The organism is Streptomyces roseirectus (genome assembly GCF_014489635.1).
Taxonomy (GTDB): domain Bacteria; phylum Actinomycetota; class Actinomycetes; order Streptomycetales; family Streptomycetaceae; genus Streptomyces; species Streptomyces roseirectus.
The window spans coordinates 2,191,472-2,208,547 of record NZ_CP060828.1; the positions used below are offsets into that span (position 1 = coordinate 2,191,472).

The window sequence follows — 17,076 nt, forward strand, 5'->3', positions numbered from 1 at the left end:
CCCGCCATTCACCCCCGCACATCCGTTCACACAATCCCCCGGTAAACTGCGGATCCCGCACCCGGCACACACGATCCACCGAAGTGCGGTGCCACACCCGGGAGGCACCATGCGAGCGCGTCACGAAGAGAGCTGGGCGGGCAACCTCCTCAGCGGAACCGGCGTCATCATCGTCGGCCTCATCCTGACCCTGCTGGCGCTGGCGTTCCCGATCTGGTCGTACGCGGACCGCGCGGACACCGGCACGCCCGGCCCGAGCCTGCTGAACGCCCGTACGGAGACGACCCGGTTCGGCCCGCTGTCCGCGCTGGACCGGGATTTCATCGAGAAGGTGCGCCTCGCGGGCCTGTGGGAGATCCCGGCGGGCCGACAGGCCCAGCAGAAGGGCACGACGACGGCTGTGCGGACGGCGGGCCGGCACCTGGTCGACGGCCACACGTTCCTGGACGAGCGCGTCCGCAACGTCGCCGCCCTCCTGGACGTCCCCCTGCCGGACCGCCCGACGGACCAACAGCAGGGCTGGCTGCGGGAGTTGGACGAGGCCCAAGGCACCGGCTACGACTGGAAGTTCGCGAACCTCCTGCGCCTGGCGCACGGCCGGATCTTCCCGGCCGTCGCCCAGGTCCGCGCGAGCACCCGCAACTCTTTGGTCCGTGCCCTCGCGGACGACGCCAACGCGGCGGTCCTGGACCACATCCAGGTCCTGGAGGCGACGGGGTACGTCGACTTCGACGCCCTGGCGCGGGGCCTGGCGACGGACTCACCCCCGCCCCTCACGGTCCCGGTCACCCCGTGACCCTCCGCTTCCCCAACTCCCCGTAAGCGGAACGTCACATACCCACAACACTCCGCCCGGATCGTGAACAAAGCATGGTGGTACCACGGGCAACTGGCATAGAAACACGGCATGTTCTGGGTGCTTCTGCTGGTCCTGGCGTGGTCCGTCGCGGTCACGGCGTGCGCACGCCTGTGCCTGGCCGCCGTACGCTCGGCGACCACCGGGACGAACGCGGCGCGCGCCGCCGGACACACGCCCCCGGCGCACGGCCTGACGCTGTACGAGGCGGCGTTCCTCTCCGGCGGCCCCGCCCGGGTCGCCGACCTCACCCTGGTGTCGATGGCGAGCGACCACCGTCTGCTCCTCGCGCACACCGGCTGGGCCACCGTCGTCGACCCGCGCGCCCGGGACGAGATGGAGCGCTCGGTGCTGGGCGCGATCGGCCCCGAGGGCCAGTCCCCGATCCCCCCGGTCCGCGCCCGCACGGCGACCGGCGAGGCGGTCAGGGGCCTGGCGGACCGCCTGGTGAACGCGGGCCTGGCGATGCCGGACGGGGCGCGGACGACGGTGGCGGCGGGCCTGCGCGAGGTCCGCGCCGCCGCGACGGCCGTCCTCGTCCTGGGCGCCGTCGCCCTCCTGGTCCCGGCGCCGAACGTGCCGCACACGCTGGTCGCCCTCTGGTTCGCGCTCCCCCTGGCCCTGACGCTGAGCTGCCTCGCGATCGCCCGCGCGGAGATCCCCCCGTACGCCCGCTGGGCCTCCCCGGCGGGCCTGCGCCTCCTGGACTCCCTGTCCCACGACCGCACCTACCTCACCTCGGTCGCCGTCCACGGCGTTCGCGCCCTGAACGAGCCCAACCTGAGGGCGGCGTTCGAACGCACCCCGTACCCCTGGCACGAGTGACCCCGTAGTACCGGCGGTCTAGTACTCAAGTGACAGCGGCTCAGTACCCACAGCGGCTTAGTACCCGGGGTGCCAGGGGGGCGCATCGGCGTATTGCCCCGACACCCGCCCCAGGTGCTTGCCTTCCCCCACACCCGAACCCAAACATCCCTTTTGTCGCCGCCGTGCACCGAAGGGACCCCGATGAGAGCCGCCGCACTCCACTCGGCCGCAGGAGCCCTGCTGCTGACCGCCCTCGTCGCCGCCCCCGCAGCCGGCACACCCCCTACCCCTCCAGAGGGACGCGCCCGTACCTCCCCGGAGGGGCGCGGCACGGCCGTGGCCGCCGCCCGCGCCGCCGCGAAGGGCATCGAGTTCGGGGCCTGCCCGGACGCGGAAGACCTCCCCGGGGCCATGAAGTGCGGGACGGTCCAGGTGCCCCTGGACTACGCCCGCCCGGACGGCACCCTGATCCCCCTGACGGTCAGCAGGGTCGAGGCCACCCACCGCGACCCCGGCAACAGCAAGCGCCGCGTCCCCCGCCAGGGTTCCCTGGTCTACAACCCGGGCGGCCCCGGCGGCTCGGGCCTGTACTTCCCGCTGATCGGCCTGGTCCCGGAGTGGAAGCGGATCGCCGCCGCGTACGACCTGGTCGGCTACGACCCGCGCGGGGTGGGCCGTTCGGCGCCCCTGTCCTGCCAGGACCCCAAACACTTCGTGAAGGCCCCGTCGAACTCCCCCTCCCACCCCTCGGAGTCGTACAAGCGCGAACGGATCGCCCAGGCCCGCGCCTACGCGCGCGGGTGCGCCGAACGCTCCGGCAGCGCCCTGCGCCACTACCACTCCCTGAACAACGCCCGCGACCTGCACGTGCTGCGCGCGGCCCTGGGCGAGGAGAAGCTGACGTTCATGGGTGCCTCGTACGGCACCTACTACGGCGCCCTGTACGCGTCCCTGTTCCCCGGCCACGTGCGCCGCATGGTCTTCGACTCGGCCGTCGACCCCGATCCGGCGCACGTCTGGTACCGCAACAACCTCGCCCAGTCCCTGGCGTTCGAGAGCCGCTGGACGGACGTCCGCGAGTGGATCGCCCAGCACGACGACGTGTACGGCCTCGGCGCCACCCCGCAGGCCGTCCTGCGCAGCTACGAGCGCGCGCGGGCCCAGCTCGCGGCCGAACCGGCGGGCGGGGTCGTCGGCCCCTCCCAGTTGCAGCGGGCGTTCCTCCAGGCCGCGTACTACGACGACTACTGGCCGCATCGCGCGCGTGCGCTGTCGGAGTACCTGAAGGGCCGGCCGCAGCAGCTGATCGGACAGGCGGGCCCGGTGCGGGAGTTCGCGGCTGAGGCGGAGAACTCGCACGCCGTCTACACGGCCGTCGAGTGCAACGACGCGCCCTGGCCGACGAGTTGGCGGACCTGGGACCGGGACAACACGCGGATCGCGCGCGTGGCGCCGTTCGAGACGTGGGACAACGCGTGGACGAACCTGCCGTGCGCGTTCTGGCCGGCGCCGCGCCGGCGCCCCCTGGACGTGCGCACCGCGCCCGGCGAGCTGCCGCCGACGCTGATCCTGGCGGCCGAGCGGGACGCCGCGACGCCCTACGAGGGCGCGCTGGAGCTGCGCCGCAGGCTCGCCGGGTCGGTCCTGGTGACCGAGCGGGACGCGGGCAGCCACGGCATCGGCGGGGCGTCGAACGCGTGCGTCAACCGCCACCTGGAGGCGTACCTGCTCCAGGGCCGGCTGCCGGGCCGCCACACGGCGTGCGCCCCGCACCCGCAGCCGAGGCCGACGGACCGCGTACGGGAGGCGGCCCGCCGGCTGCGCTGAGCCCCGCGCGGGTTACGCGAGGCCCGCGACCAGTTCGCCGATCTCCTTGCGGCGGCCCGTGTAGAACGGGACCTCCTCGCGCACGTGCCTGCGCGCCTCGGAGCCGCGCAGGTGACGCATGAGGTCGACGATGCGGTACAGCTCGTCGGCCTCGAAGGCGAGGATCCACTCGTAGTCGCCGAGGGAGAACGAGGCGACGGTGTTGGCGCGCACGTCCGGGAACCCGCGGGCCATCTTGCCGTGGTCGGCGAGCATGCGGCGGCGGTCCTCGTCGGGCAGCAGGTACCACTCGTAGGAGCGCACGAAGGGGTACACGCTGACGTAGTCGCGGGGCGTCTCGTCGGCCAGGAACGCGGGGATGTGCGAGCGGTTGAACTCGGCGGGGCGGTGCAGCGCCATGTTCGACCACACCGGCGTGAGGGCGCGGCCCAGCTTGGTGCGGCGGAAGAGGTTGTACGCCTCCTGGAGCTGGTCGCTGGTCTCCGCGTGCCACCAGATCATGAGGTCGGCGTCCGCGCGCAGCCCGGACACGTCGTAGGTGCCGCGCACGGTGACGTCCTTGGCGGCGAGCTGGTCGAACAGCTCCTGGACCTCGTCGGCGTAGCCCGCGCGGTCCTCGGGGAGGACGTCCTTCAGCTTGAAGACGGACCAGAGGGTGTAGCGGATGACCTCGTTGAGGTCCTTGGCCAGCTTGCCCTTGTTGGGGATCCTGCCGGGTTCGGTGGTGGGGGCGTTCTCGCTCATGCCTGTCATTCTCCCGCCCCGCCGTGGAGGCTCTGCACCGGGTTGGCGGCCAGCTCGCGCACGGCGCTGAGATCGCCGCCGATCTGGTCGACGGCCGCGTTGGCGCTCGCGATGCACGCGGGGATGCCGACGCCGTCGTACTGGGCGCCGCAGACCGCGAGGCCGGGGAGCTTGGCGACGTGTTCGCGGATGCGGGCCACGCGCGCGTGGTGGCCGACGGGGTACTGGGGCAGGCCGTCGGTCCAGCGGACGACGCGGGTCTCCAGGGGCGTCGCGTCGAGCCCGGTGGCCTCGCGCAGGTCGCGGCGGGAGATGTCGACGAGGGCGGTGTCGTCGCGCTGGAGGATCTCGGTCTCGCCGTGGCGGCCGAGCGAGGTGCGCAGGACCAGGACGCCGGGGTCCTGGTCGGCGACCCAGGCCCATTTGCGCGAGGAGAACGTGGACGCCTTGATGGAGTGCCCGTCGACCGGCGGGACGAGGAACCCGCTGCCGTCGGGGAGGAGGTCGGCGTCCGCGCGTCGGTAGGCGAGGGTGACCAGGGCCATGGACGCGTACTCGATCGCCCGCAGTTCGGCGGCGGCCCCCGGCGCCTCGACGGCGAGCAGCCCGGCGGCGACGGGCGCGGGGACGGCGACGACGACGGCGTCCGCGCGCAGCTCCCGCTCCTCGCCCGGTTGCCCGGCGACGATCCGCCAGCCGTCCGCGTCCCGGCGCAGTTCCCGCGCGGGCGTGCCGGTCAGGATCTCGCCGCCGCGCGCGCGGACGGTGTCGGCGACCGCGAGGGGCAGGGTGCCGATGCCGCCCTCGATGCCGGTGAAAACGGGCCCGGTCTGCTGGTTGGCCGCCATCCTGGCCTGGAGTTCGCGGACGCCCTCGGTGAGCGAGGTGTGGGCCTGGGCGATCTGGAACAGCGGGGGGACGGCCGCCCGCATGGAGATGCGGTACGCGTCGCCCGCGTAGACGCCGCCGAGCATGGGTTCGACGAGGCGGTCGACGACCTCGCGGCCGAGGCGCGCGGCGACGTACTCGCCCACGGCGACGTCGTCGCCGACCTCGGTGCGCGGCAGGTCGGCGTCGCGGCCGATGCGGGCCAGGCCCTCCTCGGAGAGGACACCGGCCAGGGCCTCGGCGGCACCGGGGACGCCCATCACGTGCCCCTTGGGCATGGGGCGCAGGGCGCCCCGGGTCCAGATCGAGGCGGTGGCCGTGGCGGGCGGCTGGAGGCGGTCGGTGAGGCCCGCCTCGCGCGCGAGGGCGACGCCTTCGGGGCGGCGGGCGAGCATGGACTCGGCGCCGAAGTCGGTGCGCACGCCCGCGATCTCGCCCGGCAGCAGCTTGCCGCCGACTCTGTCCGCCGCGTCGAGCACGGTGACCCGCGCCCCGCGCTCCAGGAGGCGGTGGGCCGCGGCGAGTCCCGCGATCCCGGCCCCGATGACGACGACCTGCCCTGTACCGCCCGTAGGTGCTGCGCTCATGGATCCAGCCTCTCAGACCCCACTGACAACGCCGCGAGCGCGGTGTGTCCGGGGTGAATCCCGAACGTGACCTCTTCGGGACCCGGTCGCGCCAACGTTCGCGGGGGTCCGCGCGTCCAAGGAACGTCAGTCGACGCGACGCGTCTTCACACCGTTCAGGGGGACATCTCCACATGGCCGCACGCAGATCCGCACACACCCTGGCCGCGTTCCTGGCCGCCGCCGCCCTCACGCTCGCCGGTTGCAGCGCCGACAGCGACGGCGGGTCCTCGGCCGGCCAGGACAAGGCCGCCGTCAAGGAGGACTCAGCGCGCGCGGGCGCCGACGAAGGCGAATCGCTCACCGAGGAGGACGCCTCGGCGGCCGACGAGGGCAAGCCGGGCGCCAAGGCGTCCGCCGCGCCGGTGGTCTCCCCGAGCCACATCATCCGCACGGCGTCCCTGACCGTGCAGGTCGAGGACGTCACCAAGTCCCTGGCCGCCGCCCGCGCGGCCGCCGAGAACGCGGGCGGCTACGTCGGCGACGAGACCACCACGCGCGACGAGGACGACGCCGAGCACACGGAGGTCGTCCTGCGCGTGCCCGTCGAGCGCTACGACTCCGTCCTGGCGGCCCTCCAGGGCGCGGGCAAGCTCCTGGAGCGGTCGTCGAAGGCCGAGGACGTCACCGACCAGGTCGTGGACGTCGCGAGCCGGGTCCAGTCGCAGCGGGCGAGTGTCGCGCGCGTGCGGGAGCTGATGGACCGGGCGACGTCCCTGAGCGACATCGTCAGCCTGGAGGGCGAGCTGAGCCGCCGTCAGGCCGACCTGGAGTCGCTGCTGGCCCGGCAGGCGTCCCTGAAGGACCGCACGAGCCTCGCGACGATCACGCTGTCGCTGACGCGGACGCCGCCCAAGGAGTCGACGGGCGGCGACGACGATCCGGGTGTCCTGGACGCGCTCTCCGGGGGCTGGGACGCGTTCGTGACGGGGCTGCGCTGGGTCGCGGTCGCCCTCGCGGCGACGCTCCCGTTCCTGGTGGTGGCCGCGCTCCTGTTCGCGCTGTGGCGGCGGCTGGCCCGCCGTGTGCTCCCGGCGCCCGCGAGTACGCCCGCCGCCGCGCTGCCGGCGCATCCGGAGGGCGGTGAGGAGCCGCGGCCGTAGCGTGGGCGCATGAGCAACAGTGCGCGGCACCGGCTGGTCGTGATCGGCGGTGACGCCGCGGGCATGTCCGCGGCGTCCCAGGCCCGGCGGGCGAAGTCCCCGGACGACCTGGAGATCGTCGCCTTCGAGCGGGGTTCGTTCACCTCGTACTCGGCGTGCGGCATCCCCTACTGGGTGGGCGGCGACGTCACCGACCGGGACGACCTGATCGCCCGTACCCCCGAGGAGCACCGCGCGCGGGGCATCGACCTGCGCCTGCGTACGGAGGTCACCGAGATCGACGTGCCCGGTCGGCGCGTGCGCGCGCGGGACGCCGGTTCCGGGGTGGAGTCGTGGACGGGGTTCGACCAGCTCGTCGTCGCGACGGGGGCGCGCCCGGTGCGGCCGGACATTCCGGGGATCGGCGCGCGCGGGGTGCACGGCGTGCAGACGCTGGACGACGGGCAGGCGCTGATCGACACGCTGGCCCGCGCGCGGGGGCGCCGGGCGGTGGTCGTCGGGGCCGGGTACATCGGCGTCGAGATGGCGGAGGCGCTGGTCCACCGGGGTTTCGAGGTGACGCTCGTGAACCGGGGCGGCGAGCCGATGTCGACGCTGGACCCGGACATGGGCCGGCTGGTGCGCCGGGCGATGGAAGGGCTCGGGATCACCATGGTGAACGGCGCGGAGGTGACGGCGCTGCGCACGGACGCGGACGGGCACGTGCGCGCGGTGGTAGCGGGCGGCGCCGAGTTCCCGGCGGACGTGGTGGTCCTGGGGATCGGGGTGCGTCCCGAGACGTCCCTCGCGCGGGCGGCGGGGCTGCCGCTCGGGGAGCACGGCGGGCTGCTGACCGACGAGCACATGCGCGTGCGGGGGCACGAGGGCATTTGGGCGGGCGGCGACTGCGTGGAGGTTCTGGACCTCGTCTCGGGCCGCGCGCGGTACGTGCCGTTGGGCACGCACGCCAACAAGCACGGGCAGATCATCGGGACGAACGCGACCGGTGGCGACGCGGTGTTCCCGGGGGTCGTCGGGACGGCCGTCAGCAAGGTGTGCGGTCTGGAGATCGCCCGCACGGGGCTGCGGGAGAAGGACGCCGTGCGCGCGGGGCTGGCGTTCGAGAGCGTCACGATCGAGTCGACGTCCCGGGCGGGTTACTACCCCGGGGCGGCGCCCCTCACGGTGAAGATGCTCGCCGAGCGGCTGAGCGGCCGTCTGCTGGGCGTTCAGATCGTCGGCGGAGAGGGAGCCGCCAAGCGGGTCGACATCGCCGCTGTGGCCCTCACAGCGGGCATGACGGTGTGCCGGATGACGACCCTGGACCTGGGCTACGCGCCGCCGTTCAGCCCGGTGTGGGACCCGGTGCTGGTGGCGGCGCGCAAAGCGGCCCAGAAGGTGGCGGCTTAGGCGGTGCCGGTGAGGCGGGGCAGCGCGGAGACGGCCGCCGCCTGCTCGACGGGCTTCGCGTGGCTCGCGGGGACCTGGCGGGTGCGCAGGCGGTGGCTGACCGCCTCGTCGAGGGTCACGGGACGGCCCGTCTGGGAGGCCAGCCGGCCGGCCTCCTGGCCCAGCCTGGCCACGTCCTCCCAGGGGAGCCGGATCACGAGGGAGAGTTCGGCCTCGCCGTCGGGCAGCGCCTGCATGGAGGGGGTCACTCGGTCGTTCATCGCTGTTCCTCACGTCGTCCCCGCGGCGCCTTCCCCACGCCGCGGATGGTTGCCGGTTCATACGCACGCGCGCGGGTCCACGTTCACCGGTTCGCGCGGCGCATCGCGGGAAGTAGTTCCTCGTGGTCATCCCCGTCCATGACGTGAACCCCGCACGGCGCACCCCTGTGGTGACGTACGCGCTGATCGCGGCGAACGTGCTCGTCTTCCTGTGGATGCCGGGTCTCGCCGGCAGTGTGAGAGGCGACAGCACGATCGCCCAGACGTGCCATCTGCACGCCTTCCTGGAGCAGTGGGCGGCCGTGCCGCGCGAGCTGATCCACGGCCGGCTCCCGCAGATCGTGGCGACCGGCGAGCTCGAGACGGACGGCCAGCGGGTGGGCTGCGCGCTGGGCCCGCCGGACTACGACAAGTCGCCCGTGCTGAGCGTGTTCACGGCGATGTTCCTGCACGGCGGCTGGCTGCACCTGCTGGGCAACATGCTGTTCCTGCTGATCTTCGGCAACAACATCGAGGACCGCATGGGGCACGTGCGGTTCGCGCTGTTCTACGTCACCTGCGGGTACGCGGCGTCCTACGGGTTCGCCGTCCTGAACGCCGACTCGACGGACCCGCTGATCGGGGCGTCCGGGGCGATCGCGGGGGTCCTGGGCGCCTATCTGGTGCTGTATCCGAGGGTGCGCGTGTGGGTGCTGGTGCCGTTCCTGGTGTTCCTGCCGCTGCGCCTGCCCGCGTGGCTGGTGCTGGGCTTCTGGTTCGGGCTCCAGGCGTTCTACTCGGCCGGCGAGGGCGTGTCGTCGGCCGGGACGGTGGCCTACGAGGCGCACGTCGTCGGGTTCGTGGCCGGCATGCTGCTGGCCTGGCCGCTCAAGCGGAACACGATCCCGCCGCCGGAGCCGCGCGGCCTGCTGTTCGGCAGGCGGGCGCGGACCCGGCACTCCTGGTGAGTCAGCGGGCGGTCCGCGTGTGGACGTACTCCGCGAGCCGCGTGAGCGCGTCCGGGTCGGTCTTCGGCATCACGCCGTGCCCGAGGTTGAAGACGTGCCCCTCCAGGCCCGCCGCCGCGTCGAGGACTTCGCGTGCCTTGGTCTCGACGACCTCGGTGCCCGCGAACAGGACCGTCGGGTCGAAGTTGCCCTGGAGCGCCTTGCCGGGGCCGATCCGGCGGGCGGCCTCGTCGAGCGGGACGCGCCAGTCGACACCCACCACGTCCGCCCCGGCCTCGCCCATGAGGCCGAGGAGTTCGCCGGTGCCGACGCCGAAGTGGATGCGCGGGACGCCGTACCCGGCGACCGCGTCGAAGACCTTCGCCGAGGCCGACATGACCGAGCGCCGGTAGTCGGCCGGGGAGAGCGCGCCGGCCCAGGAGTCGAAGAGCTGCACGGCGGAGGCGCCCGCCTCGATCTGCACCTTGAGGAACGCGGCCGTGATGTCCGCGAGCCGGTCCAGCAGGTCGGCCCACAGCTCCGGGTCGCCGTACATCATCGCCTTGGCGTTCTCGTACGTGCGCGAGGGGCCGCCCTCGACGAGGTAGCTGGCGAGCGTGAAGGGCGCGCCCGCGAAGCCGATCAGGGGGGTCGCGCCGAGTTCGGCGGTGAGCAGGCCGACGGCCTCGGTGACGTAGGAGATGTCCTCGGGGGTGAGGTCGCGCAGTTGCGCGAGGTCGGCGCGGGTGCGGATCGGCTTCTCGACGACGGGGCCGACGCCGGGCTTGATGTCGAGGTCGACGCCGATGGCCTTGAGGGGGACGACGATGTCGCTGTAGTAGATCGCCGCGTCCACGTGGTGCCGGCGGACCGGCTGGAGGGTGATCTCCGCGACCAGTTCGGGGCGGGTGCAGGACTCCAGCATCGGGATGCCCGCGCGCACCTTGTGGTACTCGGGGAGCGACCGGCCGGCCTGTCGCATGAACCACACCGGGGTGTGGGGCACGGGTTCGCGCCGGCACGCCTTCAGGAAGGGGCTGTCGTACGTCGCTGTCGGCGGGCGGCCCGCGGGGCTCTCGTTCGCACTCACGACGGCAAGTCTCGCACGCCCCTGTGACAGCCTCGTCGCCGCCTTGTTCGCCCAGCGCGCACGCGTGCGCGCGCCCGTGGCCGGGTGTCTTGCCCTGCGCGAAGGTCCCGTTCCCCTTACTCTTCCCCGCATGGCTGCGGCTCAGGGACGACTGGCGGACGGCGCGGGGATGGACGACGCGAACGGGGGTGGGCGGGAGGCTCCAGCGGCCTTTCTGGCCGCCGTGGAGGCACTGCGGGCGGCGCGGGTGCGCCCCCAGATCGAGGTGGAGCCGACTCCGGCGCCGCAGCGGCTCGCGCCGTACGCGTACGCGCTGGAGGCGACCGTCGTGGACGGCGACCAGGATCTCGCGGACGGGCGGCTGATCCTGCTGCACGATCCCGAGGGGCACGACGCGTGGCGCGGGGCGTTCCGGCTGGTGACGCTGGTGCGGGCGGAGCTGGAGCCGGAGATGGCGGTGGATCCGCTGCTGCCGGACGTGTGCTGGTCGTGGCTGACGGGTGCGCTGCAGGCGCGCGGGCTGACGTACGGCGAGGCGAGCGGGACGGTCACGCGCGCGGGGTCGCACTACTTCGGCGGGCTGTCGGAGCGTCCGGCGACGTCGCAGATCGAGATCCGGGCGTCCTGGACGCCGCGTACGGGGCTCGGCGGGGTGCCGGACGCGGCGGCGCACCTGGCGTCCTGGTGCGACCTTCTCGCGCAGGTGGCGGGGCTTCCGCCGGCCGGTCCGGGGGACGCCTCCGTCGTCACGCTGCCCCAGCGTCGGGGACCGGAGTCACACTGATCCAGCCGCGTCTCCCCCGAACGGGCGCATCTTGGTCATCCTTTTGTCGATACGGCCACTTTCCATCACCCAAGCGCACGCGAGTGAACCGACTCGATCTTCGGATGATCGATCACACGTCCGAATTGCACGGATTCTTGCTCACTAGATCGTGATCATTTTCTAAAGGACCCCGGGTTCGCTGCCGAAGACGACTGTGACCTTGAAAAGCACGGTTCGTCCCGGCTTCGTCCCCACGAGCCCCACGCGAACCGGCCCGCCCCCACTCCGCAGGAGGCCCGGTGTCCGTTCTCCTTGAGCAACCCGCAAGCCTGGTCGCCTACCGCCCGAACAAGCCCACCGCGATGGTCGTCGTGGCCGACCCGCGCGTCCGCTCCACCGTCACCCGTCACCTCTGGGCGCTCGGTGTCCGCGACGTGATCGAAGCCTCGTCCATCGCGGAGGCTCGTCCCCGCATCGGCAACCCCCGCGACATCTGCGTCGCCGACGTCCACCTCCCCGACGGCTCCGGTCTCACCCTGCTCTCCGAGACCCGCGCCGCGGGCTGGCCCAACGGGCTCGCCCTGTCCGCCGCCGACGACATCGGCGCCGTCCGCAACGCACTCGCCGGCGGCGTCAAGGGCTACGTCGTCACCGGCACCCGGGCCGGTGTCGGCCTGCCCGGCCGGCCCGGCGCCGCACCCATCGGCGCCGCCGCCGCACGCCTGCACCGCCGTCCCCCGGGCGCCCCGAGCCACCCGGGCGGCTACCGCGAACTGTCCGGCCGTGAGGTGGAGGTGCTGCGGCTGGTCGCCGAGGGCCAGTCGAACAAGGCCATCGGCGTCTCGATGGGCCTGTCCGCGCTGACCGTCAAGAGCCACCTCGCCCGGATCGCCCGCAAGCTCGGCACCGGCGACCGCGCCGGAATGGTCGCGGTCGCGCTGCGGACCGGGATCATCCACTGACCCCGATCCGCCCCTGACCCTCCGCGATCCATGCGGAACAAGGGACTCCGGCTGGTTTCACACAAAGAATTCAGGCGGAAGCAAGCCCTCCGGACACCCCCTCACGACCCACCGTCCACCACCCCTCCGCACCCGGCCGACACCACGCGCACGGCCGTCCGCACCGCAGCAGGAACCGTTTCTGCCGGTCGTCGCCGCAGCGCCCCGAACGGGTCGCACGCGTGACCGGTTTACGCCCCTCCCCCGCCCGTCGACGGAACGTTCCGTCGGCGGGCGGCCGTCTTGCACGGATACCCTTGACAGGTGACCGACGCCCAAGAAACCGCAGCAGCCAGTTCACTGCGAACCACCGGAGGCGCCCCTCCGGACGACGGCGGATCTACTGCTCCGGGGGCACCGACGCCCTTGCTGGAACCCCGCGAGGGGATCCCGCCCGTGGTCGCCGACGAGGAGACGCTGGCGGAGGTGATCGCCGCGTTCGCCGCGGGCACCGGGCCCGTCGCCGTCGACGCCGAGCGGGCCTCCGGTTACCGCTACGGACAGCGCGCCTACCTCGTCCAGCTACGCCGGGCCGGGGCCGGGACCGCGCTCGTCGACCCCGTCGCCTGCCCCGACCTCTCCGCGCTCGGGGACGCCCTCGCCGACACCGAGTGGGTACTGCACGCCGCGACCCAGGACCTGCCGTGCCTGCGCGAGATAGGCATGATCCCCACCCGCCTCTTCGACACCGAACTCGCCGGGCGGCTCGCCGGGTTCCCCCGCGTGGGGCTCGGGGCCATGGTCGAGAGCGTCCTCGGATACGTCCTGGAGAAGGGGCACTCCGCCGTCGACTGGTCCACCCGCCCGCTGCCCGAACCGTGGCTGCGCTACGCCGCACTCGACGTGGAGCTGCTGGTCGACCTGCGCGACGCGCTGGAGGCCGAGCTGGAGCACCAGGGCAAGCTGGAGTGGGCCCGGCAGGAGTTCGCCGCGATCGCCGCCGCGCCGCCCGCCGAGCCCCGCAAGGACCCCTGGCGGCGCACGTCCGGGATGCACAAGGTGCGCCGGCGCCGGCAGCTCGCGGTCGTGCGGGAGCTGTGGCAGACGCGCGACCGGATCGCGCAGCGGCGTGACGTGTCGCCGGGCAAGGTGCTGCCCGACGCGGCCATCGTCGAGGCCGCGCTCGCCGTGCCGGCCACCGTGCACGCGCTCGCGGCGCTGGGCGGGTTCGGGCACCGGATGGGGCGGCGTCAGCTGGAGCAGTGGCAGGCCGCCGTCGACCGCGCGCGGGCGCTGAGCGAGTCTCAGCTGCCGTTGCCGGGACAGCCGGTGACCGGGCCGCCGCCGCCGCGCGCGTGGGCCGACAAAGACCCCGCCGCCGCGGCCCGGCTCAGCGCCGCCCGCGCGAAGATCTCCACGCTGGCCGAGCGGCTGAACATGCCTCAGGAGAACCTGATCACGCCGGACACGGTGCGGCGGGTGTGCTGGGAGCCGCCGCACTCCGCCGACGCGCAGGGGATCGCGGACGTGCTGGGTTCGCTCGGAGCGCGGGCGTGGCAGGTGGAGCTGGTGACGCCGGTGCTGGTGGAGGCGCTGGGGACCGGCGCCGCGTGAGCGTCATCGCGTCGCTCCCCGCGTGAACCCGTTGTAGATGAACTTCTGGAGCGCCAGGAAGATGATCAAGGTCGGGAGGATCACCAGGATCGCCCCGGCCGAGATCGTCTCCCAGTGCGCGCTGAAGGGGCCCTTGAAGCGGAACAGGGACGTCGAGATGACGCCGTGGTCCTGGGAGGGCAGGTAGAGGAACGGGATGTAGAAGTCGTTGTAGACGGTGATGCCCTTGACGATCACCACCGTCGCGATCGCCGGTTTCAGCAGCGGGAAGATGATGCGGCGGTAGATCGTGAAGGCGTTCGCGCCGTCGAGGCGGGCCGATTCGTCCAGCGAGACGGGGATCGAGCGGACGAACTGCAGGAAGATGTAGATCGAGACGATGTCGGTGCCCATGTAGAGGGCGATGGGTGCCCAGAGGGTGTCGAACATGCCGAAGCCGTTGACGATCTGGAAGGTCGCCACCTGGGTCGTGACGCCGGGGACCAGGGCCGCCAGGAGGAAGAGCGCGACCACCAACTTGCGCAGGCGGAAGGTGAAGCGGTCGATCGCGTAGGCCGTCATCGAACCGATCAGGACGGTCCCGGCGATCGAGAACAGCAGGATGACCGCCGTGTTGCCGAAGGCGGACAGCATGTGGCCGTCCTGGAACGCCGTGACGTAGTTGTGGACGTTGAGGAAGTCGTCCGGCAGGGACAACGCCTGGTCGCCGCGCGCGAGTTCGTCGTCCGTCTTCAGGGACGTCAGCAGGACGACCGTCAGCGGGAGCAGGACGACGAGGGTGGCGAGGATCAGGGAGAGGTACACGAGGGTGCGGGCGAGCGCGCGGCGCGTCATGTGAGGTCCACCCTGTCGTCGGGGACCAGCCGGCGCTGGATCCAGGTGACCGCGAGGACGATGAGCAGGAGGACCACCGCGCAGGCCGAGGCGAGGCCCGTCTTGTTGAACTGGAAGGCCAGCTTCACGGTCTGGATGACGAAGGTCTCCGTGCCGGTCGCGCCGCCGGTCATGATGTACGGGATCTCGAACGCGGCGAGGGACCCGGAGACCGAGAGGATGACCGTCAGCGTCAGCACCGGTTTGATGCCGGGCGCGATGATGTGCCGGAACTGGTGCCAGCGGTTCGCGCCGTCCAGCTCGGACGCCTCGTACAGCTCGCCGGGGATGGACTGGATCGCGCCGAGGAACAGGACGAAGTTCAGCCCGAGGTAGCGCCAGACGGAGACGCCCGCGAGGGAGGTGTTCGCGGAGACCGGCGTCCCGAGCCAGGCGTGGTCGGTGTGGACGCCGAAGAGGGCGAGGACGGAGTCGAGGGTGCCGCCGTCCTGGAAGAAGTACAGGAACACGAACCCGATGGCGACCCCGTTGATCAGGTACGGGAAGAAGAGCACGCCCTTGAAGAAGTTCCGGAACCGGACATTGAAGCTGAGGATCGTCGCGAAGTAGAGCGCGGCGACGATCTGCACGGCGGACGCGGCGAGGTAGTAGCCGCTGACGAAGAACACCTCGAACAGGTCGGGCCTGGTGGCGAGTTCGCGGTAGTTCTCGCCGCCCGTGTAGCGCAGCTCGGGGCTGACGCCGTCCCAGTCGGTGAAGCTGTAGCCGACCATGTTGACGATCGGGACGTACGTGAAGGTGATCAGCAGGGCGAGCGGCGCGAGGAGGAACAGCCAGGGGGTGAGGCCCCGCAGGAGGCGGGCGCGGCGCGGGGGCCGGGCGGGCACGGGCGCGGGCCGGCCGGGCCGGGTGCCCTTCCGTGCGCCGCCCCGGCCCGGCGCCCTGGTGGTCTGATGTGCGAGGTCCGCCATCAGGGCCCCACGTTCTTCTGGGCGGCCGTCCACTTCTCGCTGAGGTCGCCGAGGAAGTCGTCGAGGCTGCCCTTGCGGGCGCCGCGGGCGAGGTCGACGAGGTCGAGGCGGTAGTCGGGGGCGTAGAGGCCGACCTCGGACTCGTTGTCGATCAGTTTGACCTTGGCGCCCTGGGTGTCGTCGAGTTCGATGAGCTTGACTCCGGCGTCCTCGTAGGGCTTGAGGACGGCGGGCAGCGGGGCGTTCTGGAGCGGGGAGATCGCGAGGTTGTCCTTGTCGTAGCCGGACTTCTCGGTGAACCAGTCGATCCAGGCGCGGGCGGCCTCCTTGTTCTTGGAGTGGACGTTGACGGCCTGGTTGTAGTCGGGGCTGACGGTGGAGCAGAACTTTCCGCCGGTCTGCGCGGGGAACGGCATGAAGCCGATGTCGTCGGGGTTGACGCCGGCCTGCTTGGCGGCGTCCTGGAACTGGACGATGGCCCAGGTGCCGAGCCACTGGGTGGCGATCTGGCCCTTGGCCAACTGGGGTTTGGAGAGTTCCCAGTTGGTGGTGGTCGGGTCCTTCTCGGCGAGGCCCTGTTTGACGATGTCGTGGAGCAGGGTGTCACCGACGCGCAGGTCGGCGCCCTCGGCCCAGGGGTCGCCCGAGGCGAGTCTGTCGGTGGCCTTCGGGTCGCAGTGGACGGCGCCGTTGACGGAGGTCCAGGAGGACAGCGTCCACTGGGCGGCGAAGTTCGTGTAGTAGGGGGTCGCGTCGGTCTTGTCCTTGATCGCCTTGAGGGCGGTGAGGAACGCCTGGGGTGTGGTGGGCCAGTCGGTGACGCCGGCCTCGCGCCAGATCCGCTTGTTGTAGACGAAGCCGGGCATCACGCCGATCGGGGCCTGCCCGTAGACCTTGCCGTCGACGGCCGTGAAACCGGTGAAGCGGAACTTCTCGCTCCGCTCCTCGACGGCGCCGAGGGAGGCGAAGAACTTCGGGTAGTCGGACTTCTTGATGACCGCCGGGATCATCAGGACGTCGCCGTAGTTCTCCGTGTTCATCCGGATCTTGACTTCGGCCTCGTAGTTGGTGAGCGCCTGGAACTCGACCTTCACCTTCGGGTACGTCTGGTTGAAGGCGTCCGCGTACTTCTTCATCCTCCCGCTCTGCACCAGGTCGGTCCGCTGGGTGAGGACGGTGATGGTGCCGGAGACCTTCGCGGGGTCGTCGGGCGCCTCGGCGTCGGCGCCCTTCGAGGCGGATCCGGTGGAGGTGCAGCCGGCGGCGAGGAGGGCGGCTCCCACGGCTACGGCCAAGGCGGTACGGCGGTTCATGTGCATCGACTCCGTTCAGTGGGACGGATGAGCACGTGCGGGGTTGGCTGATTCGGCACTCTGACAGGGCTGACTCAACCGGTAAAGTCCCATTCCCGCCAAGGATGCGAAACACGTCGTC

General features: G+C 72.2%; 16 protein-coding genes. 9 read left to right on the top strand and 7 right to left on the bottom strand.

Annotation, left to right across the window (positions count from 1 at the left end; translation table 11 throughout):
• Window positions 1-109 precede the first annotated feature (109 nt).
• From IAG44_RS09000 to IAG44_RS09010, 3 genes are all read left to right on the top strand, one after another.
• Window positions 110-796 (top strand): DUF4142 domain-containing protein, encoded by a 687-nt coding sequence (locus IAG44_RS09000; protein WP_187746607.1) that lies wholly within the window; start codon window positions 110-112, stop codon window positions 794-796.
• 111 nt (window positions 797-907) lie between these two features.
• Complete coding sequence (locus IAG44_RS09005; RefSeq protein ID WP_187746608.1) at window positions 908-1,681, top strand: TIGR04222 domain-containing membrane protein; 774 nt, start codon at window positions 908-910, stop codon at window positions 1,679-1,681.
• Window positions 1,682-1,864: 183 nt separating this feature from the next.
• The gene (locus tag IAG44_RS09010) at window positions 1,865-3,490 is read left to right on the top strand and encodes an alpha/beta hydrolase (protein ID WP_187746609.1); all 1,626 of its coding nucleotides are present in this window, start codon (window positions 1,865-1,867) and stop codon (window positions 3,488-3,490) included.
• A gap of 12 nt (window positions 3,491-3,502) precedes the next feature.
• Here IAG44_RS09010 and hemQ read toward each other — a convergent pair whose 3' ends face one another.
• The gene (gene hemQ / locus IAG44_RS09015) at window positions 3,503-4,234 is read right to left on the bottom strand and encodes a hydrogen peroxide-dependent heme synthase (RefSeq protein ID WP_187746610.1); all 732 of its coding nucleotides are present in this window, start codon (window positions 4,232-4,234) and stop codon (window positions 3,503-3,505) included.
• Between the two features lie 5 nt (window positions 4,235-4,239).
• The gene (gene hemG, locus IAG44_RS09020) at window positions 4,240-5,709 is read right to left on the bottom strand and encodes a protoporphyrinogen oxidase (protein WP_187746611.1); all 1,470 of its coding nucleotides are present in this window, start codon (window positions 5,707-5,709) and stop codon (window positions 4,240-4,242) included.
• Window positions 5,710-5,882: 173 nt separating this feature from the next.
• Here hemG and IAG44_RS09025 point away from each other — a divergent pair, with 173 nt between their 5' ends.
• A complete protein-coding gene (locus tag IAG44_RS09025; RefSeq protein WP_187746612.1) occupies window positions 5,883-6,851 on the top strand; it encodes a DUF4349 domain-containing protein in 969 nt (322 codons plus the stop codon).
• 9 nt (window positions 6,852-6,860) lie between these two features.
• Window positions 6,861-8,240: an FAD-dependent oxidoreductase gene (locus IAG44_RS09030; RefSeq protein ID WP_187746613.1), complete on the top strand. Its 1,380-nt coding sequence runs from the start codon at window positions 6,861-6,863 to the stop codon at window positions 8,238-8,240.
• On the opposite strand, the gene IAG44_RS09035 is transcribed toward IAG44_RS09030, so the two are convergent.
• Window positions 8,237-8,500: a hypothetical protein gene (locus IAG44_RS09035; protein ID WP_187746614.1), complete on the bottom strand. Its 264-nt coding sequence runs from the start codon at window positions 8,498-8,500 to the stop codon at window positions 8,237-8,239. The genes IAG44_RS09030 and IAG44_RS09035 overlap by 4 nt on opposite strands.
• Before the next feature lie 122 nt (window positions 8,501-8,622).
• On the opposite strand from IAG44_RS09035, the gene IAG44_RS09040 reads away from it, so the two are divergent.
• A complete protein-coding gene (locus tag IAG44_RS09040; protein ID WP_187746615.1) occupies window positions 8,623-9,447 on the top strand; it encodes a rhomboid family intramembrane serine protease in 825 nt (274 codons plus the stop codon).
• A gap of 1 nt (window position 9,448) precedes the next feature.
• Here the strand turns inward: IAG44_RS09040 and hemE are convergent, their stop codons facing one another.
• Window positions 9,449-10,516 (bottom strand): uroporphyrinogen decarboxylase, encoded by a 1,068-nt coding sequence (hemE, locus tag IAG44_RS09045; protein WP_187746616.1) that lies wholly within the window; start codon window positions 10,514-10,516, stop codon window positions 9,449-9,451.
• A gap of 130 nt (window positions 10,517-10,646) precedes the next feature.
• Here hemE and IAG44_RS09050 point away from each other — a divergent pair, with 130 nt between their 5' ends.
• The 3 genes from IAG44_RS09050 to IAG44_RS09060 all read left to right on the top strand — a co-directional run bounded on the left by IAG44_RS09050 (window position 10,647) and on the right by IAG44_RS09060 (window position 13,837).
• Window positions 10,647-11,300: a DUF3000 domain-containing protein gene (locus IAG44_RS09050; protein ID WP_187746617.1), complete on the top strand. Its 654-nt coding sequence runs from the start codon at window positions 10,647-10,649 to the stop codon at window positions 11,298-11,300.
• A 281-nt stretch (window positions 11,301-11,581) separates the two neighbouring features.
• Window positions 11,582-12,244, top strand: coding sequence for a response regulator transcription factor (locus IAG44_RS09055; protein ID WP_187746618.1), 663 nt, complete (start codon window positions 11,582-11,584; stop codon window positions 12,242-12,244).
• A gap of 303 nt (window positions 12,245-12,547) precedes the next feature.
• Window positions 12,548-13,837: a ribonuclease D gene (locus tag IAG44_RS09060; protein WP_187746619.1), complete on the top strand. Its 1,290-nt coding sequence runs from the start codon at window positions 12,548-12,550 to the stop codon at window positions 13,835-13,837.
• Between the two features lie 3 nt (window positions 13,838-13,840).
• Here the strand turns inward: IAG44_RS09060 and IAG44_RS09065 are convergent, their stop codons facing one another.
• The 3 genes from IAG44_RS09065 to IAG44_RS09075 are packed head-to-tail and all read right to left on the bottom strand — an operon-like array spanning window position 13,841 to window position 16,955.
• Window positions 13,841-14,671, bottom strand: coding sequence for a carbohydrate ABC transporter permease (locus IAG44_RS09065; protein WP_187746620.1), 831 nt, complete (start codon window positions 14,669-14,671; stop codon window positions 13,841-13,843).
• A complete protein-coding gene (locus IAG44_RS09070; RefSeq protein ID WP_246561593.1) occupies window positions 14,668-15,642 on the bottom strand; it encodes a carbohydrate ABC transporter permease in 975 nt (324 codons plus the stop codon). The genes IAG44_RS09065 and IAG44_RS09070 overlap by 4 nt, the downstream gene beginning before the upstream one ends.
• Complete coding sequence (locus tag IAG44_RS09075) at window positions 15,642-16,955, bottom strand: ABC transporter substrate-binding protein (RefSeq protein WP_187746621.1); 1,314 nt, start codon at window positions 16,953-16,955, stop codon at window positions 15,642-15,644. The genes IAG44_RS09070 and IAG44_RS09075 overlap by 1 nt, the downstream gene beginning before the upstream one ends.
• Window positions 16,956-17,076 lie beyond the last annotated feature (121 nt).